The organism is Streptomyces sp. WM6378 (assembly GCF_001279695.1).
Taxonomy (GTDB): domain Bacteria; phylum Actinomycetota; class Actinomycetes; order Streptomycetales; family Streptomycetaceae; genus Streptomyces.
The window spans coordinates 55414-81176 of record NZ_LGDD01000177.1 but is presented as its reverse complement, the minus strand read 5'-3'; the positions used below and the strand labels follow the sequence as shown (position 1 = coordinate 81176).

General features: G+C 70.8%; 22 protein-coding genes and 1 pseudogene. 14 read left to right on the top strand and 9 right to left on the bottom strand.

Annotated elements, in window-relative coordinates; translation table 11 throughout:
- Window positions 1-82: 82 nt before the first annotated feature.
- Window positions 83-2107, top strand: a complete 2025-nt coding sequence (locus ADK54_RS16095) for a thioredoxin domain-containing protein (RefSeq protein ID WP_053726319.1) — start codon at window positions 83-85, stop codon at window positions 2105-2107.
- 453 nt (window positions 2108-2560) lie between these two features.
- Here the strand turns inward: ADK54_RS16095 and ADK54_RS16090 are convergent, their stop codons facing one another.
- The 3 genes from ADK54_RS16090 to trhA all read right to left on the bottom strand — a co-directional run bounded on the left by ADK54_RS16090 (window position 2561) and on the right by trhA (window position 4523).
- Window positions 2561-3256, bottom strand: coding sequence for a TetR/AcrR family transcriptional regulator (locus ADK54_RS16090; protein ID WP_053726318.1), 696 nt, complete (start codon window positions 3254-3256; stop codon window positions 2561-2563).
- Window positions 3257-3260: 4 nt separating this feature from the next.
- Window positions 3261-3764 carry a hypothetical protein gene (locus ADK54_RS16085; RefSeq protein WP_199826978.1) on the bottom strand — a complete coding sequence of 168 codons (504 nt, stop codon included), beginning with the start codon at window positions 3762-3764 and terminating at the stop codon, window positions 3261-3263.
- A 69-nt stretch (window positions 3765-3833) separates the two neighbouring features.
- A complete protein-coding gene (gene trhA / locus ADK54_RS16080; protein ID WP_078966418.1) occupies window positions 3834-4523 on the bottom strand; it encodes a PAQR family membrane homeostasis protein TrhA in 690 nt (229 codons plus the stop codon).
- A 289-nt stretch (window positions 4524-4812) separates the two neighbouring features.
- Between trhA and ADK54_RS16075 the strand changes: the two genes are divergently transcribed.
- Window positions 4813-6636, top strand: coding sequence for a phosphoenolpyruvate carboxykinase (GTP) (locus tag ADK54_RS16075; RefSeq protein ID WP_053726316.1), 1824 nt, complete (start codon window positions 4813-4815; stop codon window positions 6634-6636).
- 318 nt (window positions 6637-6954) lie between these two features.
- On the opposite strand, the gene ADK54_RS16070 is transcribed toward ADK54_RS16075, so the two are convergent.
- From ADK54_RS16070 to ADK54_RS16060, 3 genes are all read right to left on the bottom strand, one after another.
- The gene (locus tag ADK54_RS16070; RefSeq protein WP_053726315.1) at window positions 6955-7341 is read right to left on the bottom strand and encodes a hypothetical protein; all 387 of its coding nucleotides are present in this window, start codon (window positions 7339-7341) and stop codon (window positions 6955-6957) included.
- A 94-nt stretch (window positions 7342-7435) separates the two neighbouring features.
- Window positions 7436-8647, bottom strand: a complete 1212-nt coding sequence (locus tag ADK54_RS16065) for a pyridoxal phosphate-dependent aminotransferase (protein WP_053726314.1) — start codon at window positions 8645-8647, stop codon at window positions 7436-7438.
- Between the two features lie 298 nt (window positions 8648-8945).
- The gene (locus ADK54_RS16060; protein ID WP_053726313.1) at window positions 8946-9587 is read right to left on the bottom strand and encodes a hypothetical protein; all 642 of its coding nucleotides are present in this window, start codon (window positions 9585-9587) and stop codon (window positions 8946-8948) included.
- A gap of 108 nt (window positions 9588-9695) precedes the next feature.
- On the opposite strand from ADK54_RS16060, the gene ADK54_RS16055 reads away from it, so the two are divergent.
- Together ADK54_RS16055 and ADK54_RS16050 are read left to right on the top strand one after the other, a co-directional pair.
- Window positions 9696-11135: a cellulase family glycosylhydrolase gene (locus ADK54_RS16055; RefSeq protein WP_053726312.1), complete on the top strand. Its 1440-nt coding sequence runs from the start codon at window positions 9696-9698 to the stop codon at window positions 11133-11135.
- 170 nt (window positions 11136-11305) lie between these two features.
- Window positions 11306-11638, top strand: a complete 333-nt coding sequence (locus tag ADK54_RS16050) for an alkyl sulfatase dimerization domain-containing protein (protein ID WP_053726311.1) — start codon at window positions 11306-11308, stop codon at window positions 11636-11638.
- On the opposite strand, the pseudogene ADK54_RS16045 reads toward ADK54_RS16050, so the two are convergent.
- Window positions 11568-13196: pseudogene (locus tag ADK54_RS16045) on the bottom strand (N-acyl-D-amino-acid deacylase family protein); the annotation flags it as partial. The gene ADK54_RS16050 and the pseudogene ADK54_RS16045 overlap by 71 nt on opposite strands.
- A gap of 206 nt (window positions 13197-13402) precedes the next feature.
- Entirely contained in the window at window positions 13403-14686 is a 1284-nt protein-coding gene (locus tag ADK54_RS16040; protein WP_053726309.1) for an amino acid deaminase, read from the bottom strand.
- Window positions 14687-14818: 132 nt separating this feature from the next.
- On the opposite strand from ADK54_RS16040, the gene ADK54_RS16035 reads away from it, so the two are divergent.
- From ADK54_RS16035 to ADK54_RS16015, 5 genes are all read left to right on the top strand, one after another.
- Window positions 14819-15880, top strand: coding sequence for a sugar kinase (locus tag ADK54_RS16035; protein WP_078966417.1), 1062 nt, complete (start codon window positions 14819-14821; stop codon window positions 15878-15880).
- Window positions 15877-16659 carry an IclR family transcriptional regulator gene (locus ADK54_RS16030; protein ID WP_053726308.1) on the top strand — a complete coding sequence of 261 codons (783 nt, stop codon included), beginning with the start codon at window positions 15877-15879 and terminating at the stop codon, window positions 16657-16659. Before ADK54_RS16035 ends, ADK54_RS16030 begins: the two co-directional genes overlap by 4 nt.
- The gene (locus tag ADK54_RS16025; RefSeq protein WP_053726307.1) at window positions 16649-17062 is read left to right on the top strand and encodes a RidA family protein; all 414 of its coding nucleotides are present in this window, start codon (window positions 16649-16651) and stop codon (window positions 17060-17062) included. The genes ADK54_RS16030 and ADK54_RS16025 overlap by 11 nt, the downstream gene beginning before the upstream one ends.
- A gap of 150 nt (window positions 17063-17212) precedes the next feature.
- On the top strand, window positions 17213-18691 hold the full coding sequence (locus ADK54_RS16020) for a GntP family permease (RefSeq protein WP_053726306.1): 1479 nt from the start codon (window positions 17213-17215) through the stop codon (window positions 18689-18691).
- 190 nt (window positions 18692-18881) lie between these two features.
- Window positions 18882-19754 carry a S1 family peptidase gene (locus ADK54_RS16015; protein ID WP_053726305.1) on the top strand — a complete coding sequence of 291 codons (873 nt, stop codon included), beginning with the start codon at window positions 18882-18884 and terminating at the stop codon, window positions 19752-19754.
- A 66-nt stretch (window positions 19755-19820) separates the two neighbouring features.
- On the opposite strand, the gene ADK54_RS16010 is transcribed toward ADK54_RS16015, so the two are convergent.
- Window positions 19821-21509: a chitinase gene (locus ADK54_RS16010; RefSeq protein WP_053726304.1), complete on the bottom strand. Its 1689-nt coding sequence runs from the start codon at window positions 21507-21509 to the stop codon at window positions 19821-19823.
- A gap of 455 nt (window positions 21510-21964) precedes the next feature.
- On the opposite strand from ADK54_RS16010, the gene ADK54_RS16005 reads away from it, so the two are divergent.
- From ADK54_RS16005 to ADK54_RS15985, 5 genes are all read left to right on the top strand, one after another.
- Window positions 21965-22900, top strand: a complete 936-nt coding sequence (locus ADK54_RS16005; protein ID WP_078966416.1) for a hypothetical protein — start codon at window positions 21965-21967, stop codon at window positions 22898-22900.
- A 70-nt stretch (window positions 22901-22970) separates the two neighbouring features.
- Complete coding sequence (cpaB, locus tag ADK54_RS16000; protein WP_053726303.1) at window positions 22971-23678, top strand: Flp pilus assembly protein CpaB; 708 nt, start codon at window positions 22971-22973, stop codon at window positions 23676-23678.
- Between the two features lie 7 nt (window positions 23679-23685).
- Window positions 23686-24924 carry an AAA family ATPase gene (locus ADK54_RS15995; RefSeq protein ID WP_053726347.1) on the top strand — a complete coding sequence of 413 codons (1239 nt, stop codon included), beginning with the start codon at window positions 23686-23688 and terminating at the stop codon, window positions 24922-24924.
- A gap of 26 nt (window positions 24925-24950) precedes the next feature.
- The gene (locus tag ADK54_RS15990) at window positions 24951-25349 is read left to right on the top strand and encodes a TadE/TadG family type IV pilus assembly protein (protein WP_234392090.1); all 399 of its coding nucleotides are present in this window, start codon (window positions 24951-24953) and stop codon (window positions 25347-25349) included.
- 3 nt (window positions 25350-25352) lie between these two features.
- Entirely contained in the window at window positions 25353-25745 is a 393-nt protein-coding gene (locus ADK54_RS15985; protein WP_053726302.1) for a hypothetical protein, read from the top strand.
- Window positions 25746-25763: the final 18 nt, after the last annotated feature.

Sequence of the window (25763 nt, the reverse complement as noted above, 5' to 3'; positions counted from 1 at the left end):
CTACGTCTCCAAGTGTCCAGCGTGACGCGCGTCGGCGCGAGGGAGTCGGCGGATCATCTCCCGTGTGGGGGAGTATGGGGTCATGCCGAACCGCCTCGCCCATGAGACGTCCCCCTATCTCCTGCAGCACGCCGACAACCCGGTCGACTGGTGGCCCTGGTCGCCCGAGGCCTTCGAGGAGGCCCGCGAACGCGGGGTTCCGGTGCTGCTCAGCGTCGGGTACAGCAGCTGCCACTGGTGTCACGTCCTCGCGCACGAATCGTTCGAGGACGAGGTCACGGCGGCCTTCATGAACGAGCACTTCGTGAACGTGAAGGTGGACCGCGAGGAGCGGCCCGACGTCGACGCCGTCTACATGGAGGCGGTGCAGGCGGCGACCGGGCAGGGCGGCTGGCCCATGTCCGTGTTCATGACCCCGGACGGCGAGCCGTTCTACTTCGGTACGTACTTCCCGCCCGAGCCCCGGCACGGCATGCCGTCCTTCCGGCAGGTCCTCGAAGGAGTCCAGGGCGCGTGGGCCAACCGGCGCGACGAAGTCGCGGACGTCGCCGGGAAGATCACCCGCGATCTGGCGGCCCGCGAACTGGATCACGGCGCGGGCGGAATGCCCGGCGAGGAGGAGCTCACCCAGGCGCTGCTCGGGATCGTCCGCGAGTACGACCCGGCGAGCGGCTGGCTCGGCAGCGGCGACACCAAGTTCCCGCCGAGCATGGTGATCGAGTTCCTGCTGCGCCACCACGTCCGGACCGGGTCCGAGGGCGCCCTGGAGATGGCCGAGGGCATGTGCGAGGCCATGGCCCGCTCCAGCCTGTACGACCAGCTGGGCGGCGGCTTCCACCGCTACGTACTGCGCCCGCGCCCGGGGGCCGCCCTGGTGCCGCACTTCGAGAAGATGCTGTACGACAACGCCCTGCTGTGCCGGGTGTACGCGCACCTGTGGCGGGTCACCGGCTCCGAGCTGGCACGCCGGGTCGCCCTGGAGACCGCCGACTTCATGGTGCGCGAGCTGCGCACCAACGAGGGCGGATACGCCTCCGCGCTGGACGCCGACAGCGACGATGGTGCCGGGCACCATGTGGAGGGCGCGTTCTATGTGTGGACGCCCGCGCAGCTCGCCGAGGTCCTGGGCGAGCGGGACGGCGAGGCGGCGGCCCGGCACTTCGGGGTGACGGAGGAGGGCACGTTCGAGGAAGGCGCGTCGGTACTCCAACTCCCTTGTGAGGGAGGCGAGTTGGCTGCATCCCTGGCGGATCAACTGCTGGCGGCGCGTGAGCTGCGGGAGCGGCCCGGCCGGGACGACAAGCTGGTGGCCGCCTGGAACGGCCTGGCGATCGCGGCGCTCGCCGAGGTGGGCGCGCTCTTCGACCGCCCGGACCTGGTGGAGCGCGCGACCGAGGCCGCGGACGTTCTCGTACGGGTCCACATGGACGGCCACGCCCGGCTCGCCCGGACCTCCAAGGACGGTCAAGTGGGCGCGAACAGCGGGGTGTTGGAGGACTACGCGGACGTCGCCGAGGGCTTCCTCGCGCTGGCCGGGGTGACGGGGGAGGGGGTCTGGCTGGAGTTCGCGGGGTTCCTGCTCGACATCGTCCTGGACCAGTTCGTCGGCGAGGAGGGCGTCCTTTACGACACGGCGCACGACGCGGAGAAGCTGATCCGGCGGCCCCAGGACCCGACGGACAACGCGACGCCCTCGGGGTGGACGGCCGCGGCTTCGGCCCTGCTGTCCTATGCGGCGCACACCGGGTCCTCGGCGCATCGGGAGGCGGCGGAGGGGGCGTTGGGGGTGGTCCGGACGCTCGGGCCGCGGGCGCCGCGGTTCATCGGGTGGGGTCTTGCGGCGGCTTCCGCGGCGCTGGACGGGCCGCGGGAGGTCGCGGTGGTGGGCCCGCCCAACGACCCGCGGACGGGGGCGTTGCACCGTACGGCGCTGCTGGCTTCCGCGCCGGGGGCGGTGGTGGCGGTGGGGATGCCGGGGGACGGGGAGTTCCCGCTCCTCGCGGACCGGCCGCTGGTGGACGGCTCTCCGGCGGCGTACGTGTGCCGGCGGTTCACTTGCGAGGCGCCGGTCACTTCGGCGGACGCGCTGGCTGAGGCCCTGAGTTAGCCCCCACCCCGCCCCTTCCCGCTGTAACACTCTGCGGCTCCGCCGCGTGGCCTCCGGGGGAGTGGGGTTGGCTGCGGCCAGGTGGGTGGCGCTGGGGGCGCTGCCCCCAGACCCCGCTCCTCAAACGCCGGAGAGGCTGGATTTTGCCGTGCGGCGGGTGCGGGCCGATGGGTGGCGCTGGGGCTCTGCCCCCGCCCCCCCGTTCGCGCCTTAAGGGCGCTCGTCCTCAATCGCCGGACGGGCTGAAAACGCTCGACCCTGCCAGGATCCATCCTGCTAGGGGCGCGGGGAACTGCGCGAGCAACCACGCACGGTCCGTAAGCCGAAAGGCACGGGGTCTGGGGCGGAGCCCCAGGCAACGGACCTCAGCCCATTCCCACCCCCGGAGGGTCCAGGGAAGGGGCGGGGAGGGGCAAACCGGGGTCTGGGGCGGAGGCCCCAGCGCACCCCGGCCTACTTCGTACCCAAGGTCAAGCCCTCGCTCAGCGTGTTCATCGTTCGGGCGATCAGGTCCAGGAAGTCGTCCTCGTGGTGGTGCTCCGCCCAGTACACCATCGCCTCGTGGAGCGCCCCGAGCACCGCCATCGCGAAGACCCGGACCTCCAGGTCCACCCCCTCCCGACCCGTCCGCTCCGCCAGCACCTCGCACAACAGCCGGCTCGTCGCAGCCACGGATTCCATCATGCGGGCCCGCAGCGCGGGGATCTCCGCGATCAGGCTGGTGCGCTGCAGGGTCTCCTCGCGGTCGTGCACCAGGGAGAGCCGGACCGCCTCGGTGATGATGGCCCGCAGCGATTCCAGCGGGGGTTCCCCGGCGGGCCGGGACCGCAACTCCCGCAGCATGATCGGGTCGAACTCGTCGGTCAGGACGATGTCTTCCTTGGTCGGGAAGTAGCGGAACACCGTCGAGGGCGAGACCTCCGCCGCCTCCGCGATCTGCTCGACCGTGGTTGCCTCGTACCCCTGCTCCGCGATCAGCCGGTACGTGGCCCGGCGGATCGCGGAGCGGGTCTTGATCTTCTTGCGTTCGCGCAGGCTCAGTTGAGGCTGGAGGCTCTCCGCGACCGAGTCGACCCGGTCGGCCGGGTCGACCGACTCGGCCGAGGTGACGGAGCCGGCGGCGGGGCTGGTGCGAGAGGTGGCGGCCATGTGGTCATTGTCCTGCATCGGGTGCGGCCGGAGCGACGCCGCCGGGCGCCGGACCTGCGGATTCGGTCTTCGGGAGCAGGGCCGCGGCGAGCAGCGCGGTCACCGCGGCGGCCGCGCAGCAGACGAGCAGGACGACGCCCATGCCGCGCACGTACGAGGAGCCGGCGGCCGGCAGGCGAGGGAGGTCGCCCGTCTTCGCGGACACTATGTGCGCCGCCACCACCGAATCCCCGGCCGCATGTGGTGCCCAGGCCGGCGGGCCGTCCGCGTACACCCCGGCGAGCGGTGAGCCGAGCAGGGCGATGCCGACGGCGCTGCCCACCTGACGCACCGTCATGAGGATCCCGGAGCCGCTGCCCGCGCGGTCCGGGGGCAGGGTGTCGAGGGCCGCCGTCATCGCGGGCACCATCGCGAAGCCGAACCCGAGTCCGGCCGGCGCGAGCCGGCTTGAGGTCCAGCATCGGGCGCGCGGCCCGCCGCTCCCGTACGAAAGGGTTGTGAGTGTCAACGGCTCGGGGAACGCGAAAGGGGCCCCCGGCGCCGATGCGCCGGGGGCCCTCAGGGGTCGAAGTCCGGGTTATCCGTGCTGGTAGGCGACGAGCGAGATGCCCACGTAGTGCACGACGAACGCGGCGAGCGTCAGCGAGTGGAAGACCTCGTGGAAGCCGAAGAAGCGCGGCGACGGGTTCGGGCGCTTGATGCCGTAGATGACGCCGCCCGCGCTGTAGAGGAGCCCGCCGACGATGACCAGGACGAGCACCGCGATGCCGCCGGCCCGCATGAAGTCCGGCAGGAAGAACACGGCCGCCCAGCCCATCGCCAGGTAGCAGGGCGTGTAGAGCCAGCGCGGGGCGCCGATCCAGAACACCCGGAAGGCGATGCCGGCCGCCGCGGCCGCCCACACCGCCCACAGCAGGACCCGGCCGGTGGAGTCCGGCAGCAGGAGCAGGGTGAGCGGGGTGTAGGTGCCCGCGATGATGAGGAAGATGTTGGCGTGGTCGAGGCGGCGCAGGATCGCCTCGCCGCGCGGGCCCCAGTTGCCCCGGTGGTAGAGACCGCTCACCCCGAACAGCAGGCAGGCGGTCAGGACGTAGATCCCGCAGGCGATCCGTGCCTTGGTGGAGTCCGCGAGCGCGGTCAGCACCAGGCCCGAGATCAGTACGGCCGGGAACATCCCGGCGTGCAGCCAGCCGCGCATCTTCGGCTTCACCTGTTGGGTCACCGGGTCGATCGCGGGGGCCATCACCTGATCAGTCATGGTCCGCATGCTACCTACGGCCCCGTAGGTTACGGATAGGTACGGCCCGTCACTGAGCGTCCTTCAGTGGTCGGGTAAGTGAACGGCAAATGGCAGTTAAGAAGGCGGTAAGTGGTGATGCTCACGTGAGAGGCCCCCTGGACATATGGGCGAACGACGCGGAAGATCAGATGAGTGCGGTCGGCACCGGATGAGCGCCAAGAGGATCCACGGGGTCAAGCATCCGGGTCGCAGCCCCCACGGGGCGGCAATGAAGTAGTACGTCAACCCCTCCAAAGACCCTCATCAAGGAGCGATCGTGGCGCGCGATATCGCGGCTCCCCTCTCTGTCCCCACCAAGCACCAGGAACTGATCTCGTGGGTCAACGAGATCGCGGAACTGACCCAGCCGGACAGTGTGGTCTGGTGCGACGGATCCGAGGCAGAGTACGAGCGCCTGTGCGGGGAGCTCGTCGCCAAGGGCACCTTCAAGAAGCTCGACGAGGCCAAGCGCCCCAACTCGTACTACGCCGCCTCCGACCCCCGTGACGTCGCCCGGGTCGAGGACCGTACCTTCATCTGCTCCGAGAAGGAGGAGGACGCGGGCCCGACCAACCACTGGAAGGCCCCCGCCGAGATGAAGGACGTCTTCGCGGGCGAGAAGGGCATCTTCCGCGGCTCGATGCGCGGGCGCACGATGTACGTCGTCCCCTTCTGCATGGGCCCGGTCGGCTCGCCGCTCTCCGCGATCGGCGTCGAGATCACCGACTCCGCCTACGTCGCCGTGTCGATGCGCACCATGACCCGCATGGGACAGCGCGTCCTGGACGAGCTCGGCATGGACGGTTTCTTCGTGAAGGCCGTCCACACCCTCGGCGCCCCACTGGCCGAGGGCGAGGCGGACGTGCCGTGGCCGTGCAACACCACCAAGTACATCTCGCACTTCCCCGAGTCGCGCGAGATCTGGTCGTACGGTTCGGGCTACGGCGGCAACGCCCTGCTCGGCAAGAAGTGCTACGCGCTGCGCATCGCCTCCGTCATGGCGCGCGACGAGGGCTGGCTCGCCGAGCACATGCTCGTCCTCAAGCTGACCCCGCCGAGCGGCGAGCCCAAGTACGTCACCGCGGCCTTCCCGAGCGCCTGCGGCAAGACCAACCTCGCCATGCTGGAGCCGACCATTCCCGGCTGGAAGGTCGAGACCATCGGCGACGACATCGCCTGGATGCGCTTCGGCGAGGACGGCCAGCTGTACGCGATCAACCCCGAGGCCGGCTTCTTCGGCGTCGCGCCCGGCACCGGCGAGCACACCAACGCCAACGCCATGAAGACGATGTGGGGCAACTCCGTCTTCACCAACGTCGCGCTCACCGACGACGGCGACGTGTGGTGGGAGGGCATGACCGAGACGGCGCCCGCGCACCTCACGGACTGGAAGGGCAACGACTGGACGCCCGCCTCCGACACCCCGGCCGCGCACCCCAACGCCCGCTTCACCGTGCCGGCCGGCCAGTGCCCGATCATCGCGCCCGAGTGGGAGGACCCCAAGGGCGTGCCGATCTCGGCGATCCTGTTCGGTGGCCGTCGCGCCTCCGCGGTGCCGCTGGTCACCGAGTCCTTCGACTGGAACCACGGTGTCTTCCTCGGTGCGAACGTCGCCTCCGAGAAGACCGCCGCCGCCGAGGGCAAGGTCGGCGAGCTGCGCCGCGACCCGTTCGCGATGCTGCCGTTCTGCGGCTACAACATGGGCGACTACATGGCCCACTGGGTCAAGGTCGGCGCCAACGCCGATGCCGCCAAGCTGCCGAAGATCTACTACGTGAACTGGTTCCGCAAGAACGACGCGGGCAAGTTCGTGTGGCCCGGCTTCGGCGAGAACAGCCGCGTCCTGAAGTGGATCGTGGAGCGCCTCGAAGGCAAGGCCGAGGGCGTCGAGACCCCCATCGGCATCCTGCCGACGAAGGAGTCCCTGGACACCGACGGCCTGGACCTGCCCGACGCCGACCTCGACTTCCTGCTCAAGGTCGACAAGGAGGTCTGGCGCGAGGAGGCGGCGCTGGTGCCCGAGCACCTCAACACCTTCGGCGACCACGCGCCTAAGGAGCTGTGGGACGAGTACCGCGCCCTGGTGTCCCGCCTCGGCTGACCGCCCCGAAACCCCCTCCGGTCACGGCCGCCTGTCCTGGCCCGGCCGGAGGTGTTCGCGGCGGGTCGGTTCGACATCCGCCCTGACCTGTGGGGTCACTCGTGACCCGCCGCGTATACAGGCCGACCCCCGGAGTTCCCTCACGGCTCCGGGGGTCGGCCTTTTTCGCGTACGTCTCGCCATCGACGTGCGCGCATACGTCACGTCAATCGATGCGTACGTCACCTCAATTGGCGCGTACGGAACGGGAGTTGGGGATGTGTGGCACCCGGTCCGCAGACCTCCGCGGCTCGCGGACCGGGGCCGAACGGGGGCCGCTCAGGAGGCGGCGGTGAGGGCGCGGGCCGCCGCGTGGGCATCCATGCGCTCCGCCGCCAGGATCGCGGCGGCGGTGTCGGCGCGCGAGGCGGCGACGAGAAGGGCGCGGCCCGCGAGCGCGTGGGCGCGCGTGTGCAGGGTGTCCGTGTCGGCCCGGCTGAGCCCCGCGTGGCGGACCGGCGGCAGACCGCCGCGCAGCCGGGCGACCTGCCGGGCGATGGCGTCCCCGGCCTCAGTGAGCCCGAGTTCGTCGGTGACGGCGAGCAGGGCGGAGAGGTGTCCGGCGAGCTGGATGTCCAGCTCGTCCTCGCGGGAGCGGTGCGGAATGGGGGCGTCGTCGGCGGCCATCGTGCTGTGGACCGACTTGGTGCGGATCGGTTCGTACATGGGAATGGCCTCCTGAGTGTTTCAGGAAGCCATCCTAGCTTAGATCCTGTCTAAAGTTGAGCCGGGCCCAATCGGAGGCCGGGGAGCCGGGGGGCTACACCTGGCTGTAGCCGTCCAGGAACGTGCCGATCCGCGTCACCGCGTCCGCCAGGTCCTTCGCGGACGGCAGCGTCACGATCCGGAAGTGGTCGGGCTCGTGCCAGTTGAACCCGGTCCCGTGCACCACCATGATCTTCTCGGCGCGCAGCAGGTCGAGCACCATCTGCCGGTCGTCCTTGATCTTGTAGACGTTCGGGTCCAGGCGCGGGAAGAGGTAGAGCGCACCCTTCGGCTTCACACAGGTGACGCCGGGGATCTGCGTGAGCAGGTCGTACGCCGTGTCCCGCTGCTCCAGGAGCCGTCCGCCCGGCAGCACCAGCTGCTCGATCGACTGGCGCCCGCCGAGCGCGGTGGCCACCGCGTGCTGGGACGGCATGTTCGCGCACAGGCGCATGTTCGCGAGGATGGTCAGGCCCTCGATGTACGAGGACGCGTGGGCCTTCGGCCCGCACACCGCCAGCCAGCCGGAGCGGTAGCCGGCCACCCGGTAGTTCTTCGAGAGCCCGTTGAACGTGAGGACCATCAGGTCCGGGGCGATCACGGCGGTCGGGGTGTGGGTGGCGCCGTCGTACAGGATGCGGTCGTAGATCTCGTCCGAGCAGACGACCAGGTTGTGGCGGCGGGCGATCTCGGTGAGACCGCGCAGCATCTCGTCGTCGTACACCGCACCCGTCGGATTGTTCGGGTTGATGATGACGATGGCCTTGGTGCGGTCGGTGATCTTGCGCTCGATGTCGGCGAGGTCCGGCATCCAGTCGGCCTGCTCGTCGCAGCGGTAGTGCACGGCGGTGCCGCCCGCGAGCGAGACCGAGGCGGTCCACAGCGGGTAGTCCGGCGAGGGGACGAGCACCTCGTCGCCGTCGTCGAGCAGCGCCTGCATCGACATCTGGATGAGCTCGGAGACGCCGTTGCCGAGGTAGACGTCCTCGACGCCCAGCTCGATGCCCTTGGTCTGGTAGTGCTGCATCACCGCGCGGCGCGCGGACAGCAGGCCCTTCGCGTCGCCGTAGCCGTGCGCGCCCGCCAGATTGCGGAGGATGTCCTCCAGGATCTCGGGCGGGCACTCGAAGCCGAAGGCTGCCGGGTTGCCGGTGTTCAGCTTGAGGATGCGGTGGCCCTGCGCCTCAAGACGCATCGCCTCCTCAAGGACCGGGCCCCGGATCTCGTAACAGACATTGGCGAGCTTCGTCGACTGGATCACCTGCATGACGGCCACCTTACGGGCGTGTTTCGCGGGGTGCCTCGTGATTTGGGGCCGCTTGGGCGTGATCCCGCCGGGGCGGGCTTTCATCGCAATGTGCGGGTTGGCTTCGGGCCGGGGGAAGCGCGGTTGTTCGGGGTGGCGGGGCTTGGAATGCGGGTGCGGCCGGGGTGGGTGAGATCTTCCCCACCCCGCCCCTCCCCGAGACCCTCCGGGGGCTGGAGGGCGGGGAAGGGCGGGTTTCCTGGGGCTGTGCCCCAGAACCCCCTTTCGGGGGCTCCGCCCCCGGACCCCCGTTCGCGCCTTAAGGGCGCTCGTCCTCAAGCGCCGGACGGGCTGCGGGTGGGCTGGTGTCCGTGGTCACCTGACGGGCTGCGGGTGGGCTGACGTCCTTGGTCGCCGCGTTCGCCGGACCGGCCGGAGGCGCCTGCGCGGGCCGCACGCAGAGCGTCGCCGCCGCCCCCGGCAGCCAGCCCAGTCCCAACCCCCACACCGCTCCGAACGCCGCCCCCGCCGCCCCGTACAGCAGCCAGCCCGCCGGGCCCGCCTCGACCATTCGGGCTGTTACCAGGCCGCGCCACCCCCCGGCCGTCGCCGCGCCCGTGATCAGCGCGGTCCAGCCTGCGAGGAGGCGGCGGGGGCGGGTTGCCTCAGGGCGTCGGCGCAGATGGCGGCGCATGCGCAGGACCGCCGCCGCCACCAGGACCGCCGACGCGAAGTCCTCGCACAGGAGCTGGGGCCAGCCCGTGCTCCCGAGTGGCACCGCACGGAGCGAGGGCAGCGCGAACGGCGCCCCGAGGGCGCTCGGGACCAGGGTCATTCCCTCGTGCGCGGTGAGCGCGGTCAGGGCTGGGGTCAGGCCCAGGAGCAGCACGAGCAGCAGGCAGACCCCGGCGACGGCGGCCACCGCCGGCTCGGCTCCGGGCAGACGCATGAGCTGACGCATGGGCGGACCTTAGGGCACGGAGCGGCCGATGAGAAGATGCTGAACAATTCTCAACTACGGCCGTGAACAGGGGTGTTGGCGGCGCGGCGGAGCCTTTAGAGTCCCGCCATGCGGTTACGGGCGATCAGGTGGGCGGCGGCGGGCGCGGCGGCGGCGGTGGCCGCCGCTCTCCTGGTGGCGGTCGGTCCCGCCGACGCGGGACCCGCGCACACCGCCACCGGGCACCGCTGGATCACCGACGACCAGGGCCGCGCCCTCGTCCTGACCGGCCTCAACACCGCGAGCAGCGCCAAGTCCCGGCCCGACGGCCTCCCCTGGATCAGGGAGGCCGACGTACAGCGCGAATCGGATGCGCTCGGCTCCGACTTCGTACGGTTCCTCATCCAGTGGCGGAACGTCGAGCCGAGGCCGGGCGAGTACGACGACGGCTACCTCGCGCAGGTCGCCGAGCGCGTGCGCTGGTACGGGGCGCGCGGCTACCGCGTGATGCTCGACCTGCACCAGGACGTGTACGGGCCGAAGGTGAAGGGCAACGGCGCGCCGACGTGGGCGACCGAGAACGAAGGGCTGCCGGTCGCCGAGCAGGGCCAGTGGGAGCTCAAGTACATCGAGCCGGGGACGGTGCGGGCCTTCGACAACTTCTGGGGGACGCGCAAGGCGAGCCGGGATCTGCGCGCGCACTACGCGGCCGCCTGGGCGCACGTCGCCGCACGGTTCGCCGACGACCCGGCCGTCCTCGGCTACGACCTGATGAACGAGCCCTTCGGCGGCAGCGTCCAGGGCCCGGCCTTCGAGGCGGGCCCGCTCGCCGCCCTCTACCGTCAGACCATAGGCGCGATCCGCAAGGTCGACCACGACTCCTGGATCTTCGTCGAACCCGAGGCCGTCAGCGCCAACTGGGGCCTGCCGAGCGGACTCCCGTACCTGAAGGACCCGCGAGGCGACGGGCAGGACGCCCGCATCGCGTACGCGCCCCACCTCTACCCCCTCCCCATGGACCTCGGCGGCGGCTACACCGGCGACGCCGGGAAGTGGGTGGACCGCACGCTCACCTCCTGGCGCGAGCAGACCGAGAAGACCGCCAAGCGGCTCGGGGCTCCCGTCCTCATCGGCGAGTACGGCCTCGACACCACCCTCCCCGGCGCCCTGCCCTACGTCGCCAAGGTGCGGTCCATGGCCGACGCCATGGGCGCGGGCACGGCGTACTGGTCCAACGACCCCGGATCCTGGGCCCCTTGGGACCAGAGCCTGAAGCCCACCCCGCTGCTCCCAGTTCTCGACCGTCCGCAACCGAGGGCGATCGCGGGCGACCCGGTCGCGTACGCCTGGGACGAGCCGAGCCGCACGCTGTCGGTGAGCTGGCGGAAGGGGGAGGGGGTGCGCGGTGACACGGAGGTCTACCTGCCGGCCCGGTTCTTCCCCGGGGGCGGTGTGGTCACGGGTGACGGGGTGGCGGGGGCCTGGGACCCCAAGTCCCGTATTTTGCACGTCACTTCGCGGAGTGGGGATGCGGGCGAGGTCTCGGTGCGGGTCCGGCCGAAGGCGTGACGGGGCCGGGGGCGGATTGAGCCACGTCCGGTGCGGCGGTGTTGTGCCGGGCGCGGGGGTGTTCCTAGCGTCCTGGATGCGTCCGTACGTGTTCGTGACGTGTCCGTACGTCTCCGTACGTCCTTCGCCCCGCATGTATGTCGCCCCGCATGTATCAGGAGGCAGTGGCCATGACCGATCGGTTCCGTGGGCGGCTGCGGTGGCGGGGGCTGCTTGCCGCCGCGCAGCGGGAGTACGATGCGCCGACTCCCCGCTACGACAAGGTGATCGAGCTCCTCGACCAGGTGGTCGGGGCCGCCGTGCCGGTGGCCGCCCGGCGCAGCGCGAAGGCGCTGCAGGCCCTCGCGCTCACCCAGCTCGCCTACTCGGCCGACTACGGCCCCCTGCGCACCGTCTACCTGACGGCGGCGCGCGAACTGTCGACCGGCATGCTCACCGCACCCCGGGCGTCCGCCGCACCGAGCGGCCCGCCAGCACGTCGGTCCGCCTGCCGTCCTCGATGACGAACTTCCCGTCGATGAGAACGTACGGGATGCCGACGGGCAGTGTGCGCGGGGCCTCGAAGGTGGAGCCCGCCGCGACGGTGTCCGGGTCGAACAGGACGAGGTCCGCGCGGTAGCCCTCGCGGACCAGACCCCGGTCGGGCAGCCGCAGCCGGGCGGCGGGCCGGGAGGTGAGATGGGCGACGGTCTCCTCGATCGTGAGGATGCCCAATTCCCTTGCGTAGTGGCCGAGATAGTGCGGGAACGTGCCGTAGGCGCGGGGGTGCGGTTTCTCCCCCTGGAGGATGCCGTCACTGCCCCCGGTGTGCACGGGGTGCCGCATGATGGCCCGCACGTTCTCCTCGTGGCCGACGTGCTGGAGGATGGTGGACCCGAGCCCGTCGTCGATGAGCAGCCGCCGAGCCGTGGTCCAGGGAGCCTCGCCGCGCTGGGCGGAGGCTTCGGCGACGGTCTTCCCGACGCAGTCGGTGAGCTCCGGGTCGCTCACGCCCGAGATCTCGATGGTGCCCCAGTCGATGGGCACGCCGTGGCAGCCGTCCGCGCCGACGACCTCCATGTGGTGCCGGACGCGTTCGGCGGTGTCGTCGTCGCGGAGCCGCGCGAGAATGGCCTCGGGCCCGCCCTCGCTGGCCCAACTGGGCAGCATCGCCACGAGAGTTGTGCACCCGGGCGTGTAGGGGTAGGTGTCGAGGCTGATGTCGGCCCCGGAGGCGAGGGCGTCGTCGAGCAGAGTGAGCAGTTCAGGAGCCCGGCCCTTGTTCACGCCGAAGTTCATGGTGGCGTGGGCGAGGTGGAGGGAGCACCCGGCGTCCCGGGTGAGCCGCACCATCTCCTCGTACGCTTCGAGGGCGCCGGCGCCGTAGGAGCGGTGGTGGGGGCAGTAGTAGCCGTCGTAGCGCGCGACGACGCGGCAGAGCTCGGTGAGCTCGGAGTCGGTGGCGTACATGCCGGGGGTGTAGGTGAGCCCGGAGGACATCCCGACGGCGCCCTGTTCCATGCCTTCAGCCACCAACTGGCGCATGTGGTCGAGCTGTTGTGGTGTGGCGGGCCGGTCGTCCCAGCCGACGGCGTACATCCGGACCGTGCCCTGCGGGATGAGGTAGGCGGCGTTGACGGCGATGCCGCGGTCGAGCCGGTCGAGGTACTCGCCGACGGTGCGCCAGTCGAAGTCGATGTCGCTGCCGTCGCCGTTCCACCCGGTGATGGCCCGGCGCACTTCGCCGAGCGTGCGGTCGTCGACGGGTGCGTACGAGAGCCCGTCCTGCCCGAGCACCTCCAGGGTGACGCCCTGGGCGGCCTTGGCGCTGTGGTCCGGGTCGCGGAGCAGGGCGAGGTCGGAGTGGGCGTGCATGTCGATGAACCCGGGGCTCAGGGCCAGGCCGTGGGCATCGAGGGTGCGGGTGCGGGGGCCGGCGTCGCTGAGCGGGGGTTCGCCGGATTTTCTGATCGCGGCGATCCGGCCGTCCGCGATGCCGACGTCGGCGGGGTAGGAGGGGGTGCCGGTGCCGTCGATGACGCGGGCGTTGCGGATTACCAGGTCCATGAGTGCCTCTCGTGTACGTCTCTGGGTGTGCCGGCGTGTTCCCCCGGGTGCCGCGCGGGCAGGCGGTCCTGCCGGGACCCGGAGCCCCGGGGCTCAGCCTTCCCAACTCCCGTCATGGGCGGGCGGTGGGAAAGCTCCCCGGGGTCTGGGGCGGAGCCCCAGGGGGGCCGGGCTGTCCAGTCCTGCGCGTACGGGTGGGTGGGTGGGCAACACCCCCGCCCTCAGAAGTACGTCCGGATGTAATCCGACACCCCCCCGTCCCGCTCGACCACCGGAATCAACCCCCACTTGTCGAACACCGTGCACGGATGCGAAAGCCCCATCCCCACCCAGTCCCCGACGGACAGCGAAACCCCCTCCGCCGTGCGCAGCCACCCGTGCTGATCGGACAGCCCCGTCACCGAGATGCCCGACGCGGGTCGCACCTCCCCGGTCGCCGCATCCCGCACCACCTCCGCCGAGGGCAGATCGAGGTCGTACGCCGCGTCCCGCTTCCCCGCGTTCACGAACGCCTGCTCCGGCGAGGGCCGCGAGACGACCTGGGCCCAGAGGCGGAAGGCCGGCTGGAGGGCGCCTTCCGAGGGCACCCGGTTGAACGGGGTCAGCTTCCGGTAGTGCCCCGAGTCGTGCGAGACGTACGCCCCGGAACGGAGCAACTTCAGTACGGGGAGGGTGAGTTCGGGGATTCCGGCGAAGGCCTCGGCGACCGAGTCGAACCACGCCGATCCCCCCGCGCTGACCACGATCTCGTCAAGGCCCGAGAACCGCCCCGCCTTGTCGAAGTCCACCGCCAGCGAGACGAGCCGCTCCAGATAGGCCCGTACCCGCGCGGGGTCGGCCCGCGGCACCTCGCCCTCGTACCCCGCGACCCCGACGAGCCGCAGCGTCCCGACGCGGGCCACCGCGTCGGCGACGTCCGCGCACTCCGCCTCCGTACGCACCCCCGTCCGCGCGCCCTCGCCCGCGGCGAGCTCGACCACCACGTCCACCGGCCGGGCGGAGCCCCGCAGCGCCTCGTCCATCAGCTCGACCCCGCGTACCGAGTCGACGTAACAGATGAAGCGGAAGGACGGGTCCCGCGAGAGCTCGCCGGCGATCCAGCGCAGCGCGGCCGCGTCCACGAGCTCGTTCGCGAGGAAGATCCGCTCGGTCCCGAACGCCCTTGCCACGCGCACCTGGTGGGGCATCGCGAGCGTGATCCCCCAGGCGCCCCGCTCGACCTGGCGGGCGAAGAGCTGCGGGGCCATGGACGTCTTGCCGTGCGGCGCGAAGGCCAGGCCGTGGCGTTCCGCGTACGTCTCCAGGAGGGCGAGGTTGTGCTCGACGGACTCCGCGGACAGCGTCAGGACGGGTGTGCTGAAGCCGCCGGTGAAGAGGTCGCGGCGCTGGGCGGCGAGTTCGGCGACGGTGAGCCCCTCCGCGTCCGGCGGCAGCCCCTTGAAGCGGTGGTCGACGCGTTCGGCGCCCAGCGCCGCAAGCCTGTCTTCGCGATCGGTGGCTGCCACGGAAACTCCACTCTCCTCGGGTGCGTTGCATCATCTGCAACACCCATTGCGTATATCGCTCAATGCTGTCTAACATCCGGGCCAACGCCGGGTCAATGACCAGCCTGGCCGCCCATCAGCGAGGAGCCAGCAGTGACCACCGGATCCCCAGCCGCCGCGGACGACGCCGACACCCCCGTCGACGTCGTCTGCCTCGGCGAGTCCATGGTCACCTTCCTGCCGGCCCGGCCGGGCCGCCTCGCCGATGTTCCCGCCTTCGAACGGACGATAGGCGGCGCCGAGTCCAACGTGGCCTGCGCGCTCGCGGCCACCGGGCACACCGCGAAGTGGGTCAGCCGGGTCGGCGCGGACGGCTTCGGCGACCACCTGGTCGAGGCGATCGGCTCGTACGGGGTCGATGTGCGGGCCGTACGCCGCGACCCGGTGCGGCCCACCGGGATCTACTTCCGCACCGCCGACGACCGGGCGGCCGACGGTCACGAGGTGCTCTACTACCGCGCCGGGTCGGCGGCCTCCGCGATGTCGCCGGCGACCGTGCCGTACCGCGATCTGTGGACGGGCCGGATCCTGCACCTGTCCGGCATCACCGCGGCCCTCTCCGACGACTGCCTCGCCCTGATGCGGGACCTCGTTGTGCGCCGCCCCGGCCGCCCCCTGGTCTCCTTCGACGTCAACTACCGGCCCGGCCTCTGGCGGGACGCGGCCGGTCCGCGCGTCCTGCTCGACCTCGCCCGGGGCGCGGACATCGTGTTCGTCGGCGAGGACGAGGCGGAGGCGGCGTGGGGGCTGCGCGGTGCGGCGGCGGTACGGGCCGCCCTCCCCGAGCCGGCGGTACTCGTCGTCAAGCGGGGCGCGGCCGGGGCGACCGTGTTCGACCGCGAGGATTCCCCCGCTTCCGGCGAAGCCGGCTGTTCCGCGCCCTCCGCTCGCGTCGACGTGGTCGCCCCCGTAGGCGCGGGCGACGCCTTCGCCGCCGGGTTCCTCAGCGCCACCCTCCGCGGCCTCCCCGTACGCGACCGCATCCGGCACGGGCACCTGATGGCGGCCGCCGTGCTCACCGTGCCCGGCGACCTCACCCAGCCCCCGGCGCGCGCACACGCCGACCGGCTCGTGGCCCTGGACGACACCGACTGGGGGAGACTTCGTCTCGGCCCCGGGTGGACGGGGGACGACCAGGAGGTACGTACGCCATGAGTCAGACCGTCGACCGGGCGCTGAGCATCCTGCCGCTGCTCGCGCAGGGCCCCGCCGACCTCGGGCAGGTCGCCGACCGGCTCGGGGTGCACAAGTCCACCGCGCTGCGGCTCCTGCGCACCCTGCACGAGCACGGCCTCGTCTACCGCCAGGAGGACCAGCGCTACCGGCTCGGCGCCCGGCTCTTCGCCCTCGCCCAGGAGGCGGTCGAGAACCTGGACGTGCGCGAGATCGCCCACCCCCACCTCGTCGCGCTCAACGAGCGGATCGGGCACACCGTCCACCTCGCCGTGCACGAGGAGGGCGAGGTCCTCTACATCGACAAGGTCGAGAGCCGCTACCCCGTGCGGATGTACTCGCGGATCGGGAAGCCGGTCGCGATCACCGTCGCCGCCGTCGCCAAGCTGCTGCTCGCCGACCTGCCGGAGGCCGAGCGCCGCGCCATCGCGGAGAAGCTCGACTACCCCACCTACACGTCCCGTTCGACACCCAACGCCGCCGCCTTCCTCAAGGAGCTGGCGACGGTGCGCGAACAGGGCTGGGCCACCGACCTCGGTGGCCACGAGGAGTCCATCAACTGCATCGGGGCCCCCATCCGCGGTGCGGACGGCCGGGTCGTCGCCGCCATGTCGGTCTCCGCGCCGAACGTCGTCGTCACCGCCGAGGAACTCCTCACCCTGCTTCCCCAGGTGCGCCGCACCGCGGAAGCCATCAGCCGCGAGTACTCCGGCACCGCCCCCAACACCCCACCCGCACAAGGAAGTTCCGATGACCGATAAGACCGCCATCACCCCGGCCACGCACACCACCCCGCCCGCCAAGTTCTCGCACGGCGTGCGGAAGGGGAACATCCTCCAGGTCGCCGGCCAGGTCGGCTTCCTGCCGGCAGTCGAGGGCCAGGCGCCCACCCCGGCCGGGCCCACCCTGCGCGAGCAGACCCTTCAGACCTTCGCCAACGTCAAGGCGATCCTGGAGGAGGGCGGTGCGAGCTGGGACGACGTGATGATGATGCGCGTCTACCTGACGGACGTCGGCCACTTCGCGGAGATGAACGAGATCTACAACGCCTACTTCGAGGAGCAGGGGCTGAAGGCGCCCGCCGCCGCCCGGACGACCGTGTACGTCGGTCTCCCCGCGGGCCTGCTCATCGAGATCGACGCCCTCGCCGTACTGGACGCGTAGTCCCAGCGGAACCCGTGAAGGAAATCCTGCCGCAGTGCCCTTAGCCCCACCGCTCGACCCGCCGCACGGCGCGGCGCCCCGGACCGCCGGGGTGCCGTGCCGCGGTCCCCCCTGCCCTGGAACCCCCCTGCTGTACAACGGAGTTGGCACATGTTGTTCCAAGCTGTCGCGGCCGCCACCCCACCACCACCCGTCCACACGGGCGGCATCCTCCCCGTCATCGGCGGCACCGCCGGTCTCCTGACCGTCGCCGTCCTGGGCATGGCCCTCCTGCTCTTCCTGATCATCAAGGTCAGGCTCCAGCCGTTCGTCGCCCTGCTCGCGGTGTCGATAGCCGTCGGCCTCGGCGCGGGCCTGTCGGTCACCGAGCTCTTCGGCACGGTCCAGAAGTCCGCCGCCGTCTCGGTCGTCGAGTCCGGCATGGGCGGCATCCTCGGACACGTGGCGATCATCATCGGGCTCGGCACGATGCTGGGCGCGATCCTCGAAGTCAGCGGCGGTGCCGAGGTGTTGAGCACCCGCCTTCTCACTCTCTTCGGCGAGAAGCGCGCCCCGCTCGCGATGGGCCTGACCGGCCTGATCTTCGGCATCCCGGTCTTCTTCGACGTCGGCATCTTCGTCCTCGCGCCGATCGTGTACGCCGCCGCCAAGCGGTCCGGCAAGTCGATCCTGCTGTACTGCATGCCGCTGCTCGCGGGCCTGTCCATGACCCACGCCTTCCTGCCGCCGCACCCCGGCCCGGTGGCCGCGGCCGGCCTGTTCCACGTCTCGCTCGGCTGGGTCATCCTGATGGGCGCCCTGGTCGGCGTCCCGTCCGTGCTCGCCGCGTGGGGCTACGCCGCCTGGATCGGCAAGCGCATCTTCGTCGAGGTCCCGCAGGACATGCTGGAGGCCGCCGAGGAGGCGAAGGCCGCCGTCGCCGCCGAACAGCAGGCCGCCGGGGTCACCCCGCGCGAGGAGCCGGCGCCGCTGGGCGCGGTCCTCGCCATCATCGGTACGCCGCTGCTCCTGATCCTGGCCGCCACGTTCTCCTCGATCGCCCTGGACCCTTCCACCCTCCGCTCGGTCCTGGAGTTCTTCGGCAACCCGTTCGTGGCCCTGACGATCGCCCTGGTCCTCGCCTACTACCTGCTCGGCATCCGGCGCGGCTGGTCCCGCAAGTCCCTGGAAACGGTGTCGACTTCGTCCCTGAAGCCGGTCGGCAACATCCTGCTGGTGGTCGGCGCGGGCGGCATCTTCGGCGCGGTCCTGAAGGCCTCGGGCATCGCGGACGCCCTGGCCACCACCTTCAACAACGTAGGCCTCCCGGTCATCCTCCTGGCCTGGCTGATCTCGGTCGTCCTGCGCGTCGCCCAGGGCTCGGCCACGGTGGCGATCGTGACGACGGCCGGCATCGTGGTCCCCCTGGTGGAGGGCGCCGGCCACTCCCAGGCCCACCTGGCCCTGATCATCATGGCGATCTCGGCGGGCTCGATCTTCGCCTCGCACGTCAACGACGGCGGCTTCTGGATGGTGGCCAAGTACTTCGGCATCACCGAACGCGACACCCTGAAGTCCTGGACGGTCCTGGAATCGGTCCTGTCGGTAGCGGGCTTCGCGGTGGCGGCGCTGCTCAGCCTGGTGATCTAAGGAGGCGAGGGGGTGGCCGGTGGGGGTTGCCTTCTACCGGCTGCTTCGGCCATCCCCCTTCCCTCTATCAACTCCTTTTGTCCACTTGCCCGTTGACCAGTGGACCCTCAACAATGCGCATGACAAAACCGCACTCCTTCGTCACCGCACTCCTTCATCATCCGAGCACCCTCAAAAAGGGAACCCCCACATGAAGAAGTCCTACGTCGGCGCACTCGGCGCCGTCTGTGCCCTGCTGCTCGCCACCGCGGGCGCGATGCCCGCCGCGGCCGCCCAGCCCTCCGACAGCAAGGCTCCCGCCAAGGCCGCCCCCGCCCAACCCGCCGTCAAGGCGGTCAACTTCGCCGGGACCGTGGCGCTGAGCAACTGTTCGGGCTCCGTGATCCGTACGCCCAGTTCACAGCCGAACGACCCCGCGCTCGTGCTCTCCAACGGGCACTGCCTCGAAAGCGGATTCCCCGCCGCCGGCGAGGTCATCACCGACCAGCCCTCGTCCCGCTCGTTCTCGCTGCTGAACGCCGCGGGGTCCAAGGTCGCCACCCTGCGCGCCACCAAGGTCTCGTACGCCACGATGACCGACACCGACATATCGATCTACCAGCTCAACACGACGTACGCCAAGATCCAGAGCAGCTACGGGATCAGCGCGCTCACCCTCAACGACGCGCACCCGACGCAGGGTTCGGCGATCAAGGTCGTCTCCGGGTACTGGAAGCGGACCTACAGCTGCAACGTGGACGGCTTCGTCTACCGGCTGAAGGAGGGCGACTGGACCTGGAAGGACTCGGTCCGTTACACCTCGTCCTGCAACACCATCGGCGGCACCTCCGGCTCCCCGGTGATCGACACGGCCACCGGCAAGGTCGTCGCGGTCAACAACACCGGGAACGAGGACGGTGAGCAGTGCACGGAGAACAACCCGTGCGAGGTCGACGAGAACGGCAACGTCACCGTCCGCCAGGGCATCAACTACGCCGAGGAGACGTACATCATCGTTCCCTGCATCGGGGCCGGTAGCAAGATCGATCTGACCCGGGCCGGTTGCACGCTGCCCAAGCCGTGACGTTGTAGGCACAACGTGACAGCAGCGCCGCCCGGCCCCCGGACGGCGCTGCTGAAACGTGCTGCGTTACGGCAGGGCGTGGACGTGCGGGCCCACCGCGTTCGACCAGGCGTTGCCCGAGGACGCGTCCCAGTTGGTTGACCAGGTCATCGCGCCGCGCAGGCCCGGGTACGTCTTCGACGGCTTGAACGAGCCGCAGTTCGTGCCCTGGGTCAGGCAGTCGAGCGCCGCGTTCACCACCGACGGGGAGACGTAGCCGCTGCCCGCGCCGGACGTCGACGCCGGCAGGCCGAGGCCGACCTGCGACGGGTCGAGGCCGCCCTGGAGCTGGATGCAGGCAAGCGCGGTCAGGAAGTCCACCGAGCCCTGCGAGTACACCTTGCCGTCGCAGCCGTTCATCGAGCCGCTGTTGTAGTACTGCATGTTGACGACGGTCAGGATGTCCTTGATGTTGAGCGCCGTCTTGAAGTACTCGTTCGACGGGGACTGCATGTCGATGGTCTGCGGGGCCATCGTGATCACGAGCTTGCTGCCCGCCTTGGCGGAGAGCGACTTCAACGCCTGCGTCATGTACGTCGAGTTGAGGCCGTTCTCCAGGTCGATGTCGACGCCGTCGAAGCCGTACGTCTGCATCAGCGAGTAGACGGAGTTGGCGAAGTTGCTGGCCGAGGTGGAGTCGCTGACCGAGATCGTGCCGTTCTGGCCGCCGATCGAGATGATCACCGACTTGCCCGCCGCGTGCTTGGCCGCGATGTCCGCCTTGAACTGGTCGACGGTGTAGCCGCCCAGCCCGTTGGTGTCGAGCGTGAAGCTCACCGCGCCCGGCGTCGTCGTGGCGTCCGCGAAGGCGACCGCGATGATGTCGTAGTTCGCTGGCACGTCGCTGATCTTCTGCACGGTCGCGCCGTTGTTGAAGTTCTGCCAGTAGCCGGTCACCGCGTGCTTGGGTACGGTCCCGCTGCCGCCCGGGTTGCCGCCGCCGGCCGACGTCGTGCCGGTCACCGCCGCCGACTTCGGGGACTCGCCCGCCGCGTTGGTCGCGGTCACCTGGAACTGGTACGAGGTCGACGCGCTCAGCCCGGTCACGGTCGCCGAACTGCCCGTAACCGACTGCACCTTGGTGCCGCCCTGGTAGACGTTGTACCCGGTGGCGTTGGACACCGCGCCCCACGACAGGTCCACCGAGGACGAGCCGACCGAGCCGACCGCGAGGCCGCCCGGAGCCGCCGGAATCGTCGGCGCGGGGTCGCCGCCACCGCCGCCGTCGGGCCCGTACACCGAGATGTCGTCGGCGTAGTACGCGGGCTGGCCGTACCAGCCGTGCGTGTAGACCTGCACCGAGGTGGTCGAGGAGCCGGTGGTGAAGGTCGTGGACAGCTGGCTGTAGCCGCTGCCGGTGCCCGGCGTCCAGGTCGAGACGTCGGTAGTGCCGGTGCCGCTCGCGCCGAGATAGACGTAACTGCCCTGCACCCAGGCGCTCAGCGTGTACGTCGAGTTGGGCTTGACGGCGACGGTCTGCGAACACTGGCCGGTGTCGGACCCGGACGGCGTCGCCTTGAGCGCGGCGGTTCCGCCGTGCACCGGGGACGAGACGACCGAGCCGCTGCCGGCCGAGCAGCTCCAGCCGCCGAGGCCCGACTCGAACCCGGCGTTCTTGGCGTTGTTGACGTCGGCCGCCGACGCGACGCCGGTGAGGCCGGCTATGGAGAGCGCGCCGGCCGCGGCCACGGCAAGACCGAATCTTGCACGGTTCACTTGCTGCCTCCGGGAGGGGAGTTGGGAGGAGAGGAGGACATGGGGAGTGGGGGTGGGGAAGTGGGGGTGGGGCGTCCTGGTCGCACAACATGGTCCAGACCAATTGGGTTGTCAAGACCTCTGGCGACGACCCGTATACGGTCCTGTGCCCCGGCTCCCCATGGCGTCCGCCCCGTGGCCGCCGTCGAGCGGCTCCAGGAGCGAAGGATCAATTCCGGCCGCAGGGTCGGCCGGCTTTCAACGCAACTCCCGTCCCACGCGCACCAAAACCGGCCGCGGAAGCACACGGGAAAGGAGAAGACGGTTCTCCGGCCGGTAGGTCGTGGATAAAGTGCTGAGGCAGGTGGGAATTGCAGTGATCAGTTGCGGTCGTGGGGGCTCGCACACGCTCGCGCGTCCGAAGGGAACGGGGGCCGCAAGGTGGCGACCGCGATCAGTGAACGGGGGCCCGCGACGTGCCGACCGCGATAGCCGTCACCAGCCCCGACCTGGTGCTGCCGCCGACCGATCCGCAGACGCCGCTCGCGGCGCTGCTCCAGTCGCCGCACGCCCAGCCCCTCGATGCCGCGCTCGTCGACATGCACCGTCTTCTGGAACAGCACGGCTACGTCGTCGCCTTCTATCCGGCATCAATTGACGCCGCCCATGAACACCGGCTGCACACCGTTCGGTCTCTCCTGGAAACCGATCGGATCACCCTGATCAAATCCGATCTGCCGCCGCTCGGACTCGCCATCTTGGTACGGCAGTTGAGGCAACTCTCGGTCTGCGACTTCAGCCCCGGCGTCATCGCATCGGCGGCCCGGCTGCTCTCCCACTACATCCACGCGGGCGCCGTCCTGAACTCCGTGACCCGCCTGGAGCGCATCCCGGTCGGCCTCACTTCGCACGCCAAGTCCTGGATGCCGGGCAGCCAGTTCGCCGTCCTCGCCAACCCGGAGCCGCAACTCGCCAAGGTCGGCCCGGCCGGCGCCCTCGCCGGGCCGGACTTCGCCTGCCACCTCCTGCTGGCCCGCGGCACCGCCAACGCCGACTGGATCACGGGAACCCTCGCCCCCGCCTGGCAGGTCAAGGCCGTGCAGGAGACCACCCTGCCCGCCGACTCGGCCACCTGGTGGGGCACCGGCAAACTGACCGAGTTCGCCGCCTACCTGCCCGACATCTCGGTCCTCTACCAACTCGTCGCCTCCGTACGCCGCGAACAGTGCCGCTGGTGCGCCATGGAGCTCATCGGCGACCGCTGCGGATTCTGCGCCTCGCGACAGCCACCCGAGGAGGAGCCCGCCGCCCCGTACGGCGCCGCCGCCCTCGGCCCCGTCCCCGCCTCCGCCTACCGCGCCCGGCCCCTCACCCGGGCCGAACGCCGCCGCGCCATCGCCCCGGGCCCCTGACCTCAACTCGCGTCAGCCACCCGCCACTTGCCCGCTCTGCCCCACGTCAGCGAACGAGGTCGTACGGTCAATGAACTCCCGCCAGCGCCGCGGCATCATCCTTCTCCTCCTCTCGGTCCTGTGCGCCCTCGGCGCGTTCGCCGGGGTGCTCACGGTGATCAGCGACGTGAACTCCAAGGTGGGGCCGGAGGTGACGGCGTACAAACTGAAAGACGACATCCCCGCCTACACACCGCTCAAGGCCGACCTGTTCGTGAAGACGAGCATGCCCAAGCGGTGGCTCTCGCAGGGCGCCGTGACCGACATCTCCGACGTCAACGGCAAGATGGCCGCCACCCGTCTCACCCGCGGCTCGCTGCTCCAGGACGGCATGTTCACCGACCGGCCCCAACTCAAGCCGGGTGAACAGGAGATCGCCATCATGATCGACGCGTCGACCGGCGTCGCCGGGAAGATCAACGCGAGCGACACGGTCAACATCTTCGCCACCTTCGCCGCCACCAAGCAGGGCGATACCCCCGAGTCCAAGCTCATCGTCGCGGGTGCCCGGGTCATCCAGGTCGGCGCCGTCCAGGCCCTCACCCCGAGCGCGTCCGACAAGAACCAGACCACCCAGGCCGTCCCGATCACCTTCGCCCTCAGCACCCTCGACGCCCAACGGGTCGCGTACGCCGAGTCGTTCGCCACCCATGTCCGCCTCGCGCTCGTCGGCCGCGGCAACGGCGACAGCACGATCCCGCCCGGTGACCGTACGTACCGGCTCGAAAAGGACCAGTGAGGTGCGGATGACCACCAGAATCCTTCCGGCCGTCGCCGACGCGGACGCCGCGCGCTCCGTCACCACCCTGCTCAGCCAGCTCCCCGACGCCGAACCCGCCGTGCCCGTCGGCGACTCCACCCACCTCCTCGACACCCTGGCCAGGCTCGCCGGCGAGTCCCTGGACGAGCTCCCCGAGGTCGTCCTCGTCCACGAACGCATCGGCCCCGTCCCGGCCCTGGAGCTGATCCGCGAGGTCGCCCTGCGCTTCCCGGCGGTCGGCGTCGTCCTGATCTCCTCCGACGCCGGGCCCGCGGTCTTCTCCGCCGCCATGGACTCCGGCGCCCGCGGCCTGGTCGCGCTGCCGCTGTCGTACGAGGAGCTGGCGGTACGCGTCCAGGCGGCGGCCCAGTGGTCCGCGGGCGTACGCCGCCACCTGGGTGCCAGCCTCGACGTCTTCACCGGGCCAGGAGGCACCGTCACCACCGTGACCGGGGCCAAGGGCGGCGTCGGCACCACCCTCGTCGCCGTCCAACTAGCTCTCGCGGCAAGGGCGTCGGGCCGCACCACCGTGCTGCTCGACATGGACCTCCAGGCGGGCGACGTCGCTTCCTACCTCGACGTCCAGTTCCGGCGCTCCATCGCCGACCTCGCGGCGATCACCGACATCACGCCCCGGGTCCTCGCCGATGCGGTCTTCAACCACGAGAGCGGGCTCGCCCTGCTGCTCGCCCCCGGCGAGGGCGAACGCGGCGAGGAGGTCACCGACCGGGCCGCCCGCCAGATCATCGGCGCCCTGCGCACCCGCTACGAGGCCGTCGTCGTGGACTGCGGCACCCAGATGAACGCGGCCAACGCCGCCGCCGTCGAAATGGCCGACGTGGCCCTGCTGGTCACCACCCCGGACGTGGTGTCCGTACGGGGTGCCAAGCGGACCGTACGGATGTGGGACCGGCTCCAGATCCGCAAGGCCGAGGAGACCACCACGCTGGTCAACCGGCACACCCGGCACACCGAGATCCAGCCCCCGCTCGTCCAGAAGATCACCGGCACTCGGGTCGCCCAGACCGCGATCCCGGCTCACTTCAAGGAGCTCCAGGCCGCCGTCGACGCCGGGCGCCTCCACGACCTCGACAACAAGAGCACGGTGAAGCAGGCCCTGTGGGCGCTGGCCGGCGAACTCGGCCTCCTCAAAGCCCCGGAGGGCCGAGCGAAGGCTCGGGCCGCGCGGGGCTCGGGCCTGGTGCTCAGGCGCAGGGGCAGCTGATGCGGATGAATCGGCTGGTGCGGCCGATGCGTCTCGTTCGCCTGATGCGTGTGGCGCGGGTCCGTGCGGGCGAGCGGGACCGGGGGCAGACCGTCATCGAGTTCGTCGGCGTGGTCCCGCTGATCCTGCTGCTTCTGGTCGCGCTGTGGCAGTGCGCCCTGGTCGGCTACACCTTCGTCCTCGCGGGCAACGCGGCTGACAAGGGGGCGCGGGCGGGGGCGGCGGCGGAGCAGGGTGGGGACGGGGCGTGTGCGAGTGCCGCGCGCAAGGAGCTCTCCTCGGCATGGGACCCCGACGTCCACTGTGGACCGGACGGCGGCCTGATGTATCACGCCACCGTGACCCTGCACATCCCCATCCTGATCCCGGGCGTCCTCAACAGCTTCCCCGTCGAGGGCACCGCCGCCCATGTGAAGGAGCGCTGAGCCGTGCGCATCCGTACGCACCGAGGGCGCGACCGGGGTCAAGTCGCCCTGGAATACATCGGGTTCGTGGCCATCCTGCTGCTCGTCGGCCTTGCCGCGATCCAGCTCGGGGTCGCCGCGTACGCCGTGAACCAGGCGGGGACGGGGGCGCGGGCGGCGGCGCGGGCGGCGAGTCTGGACGATCCGAGAGCGGGCGAGCCGAAGCTGGACCCCGTGGCCGCCGGCACGGCCGCGGTCAGCGGCTGGCTCAAACCCGACGTCACGCCTGCCGGGTCCGGCGGCGACGAGGCGACGTACACCGTCACCATCAAGATCCCCAGCGTCATCCCCGGCATTCCCGACTTCGGCACCGCCACCCGCACCTCCACCATGCCGAAGCTTCAGCCCCCCAACTGACCCGAGACGACTGGAGAC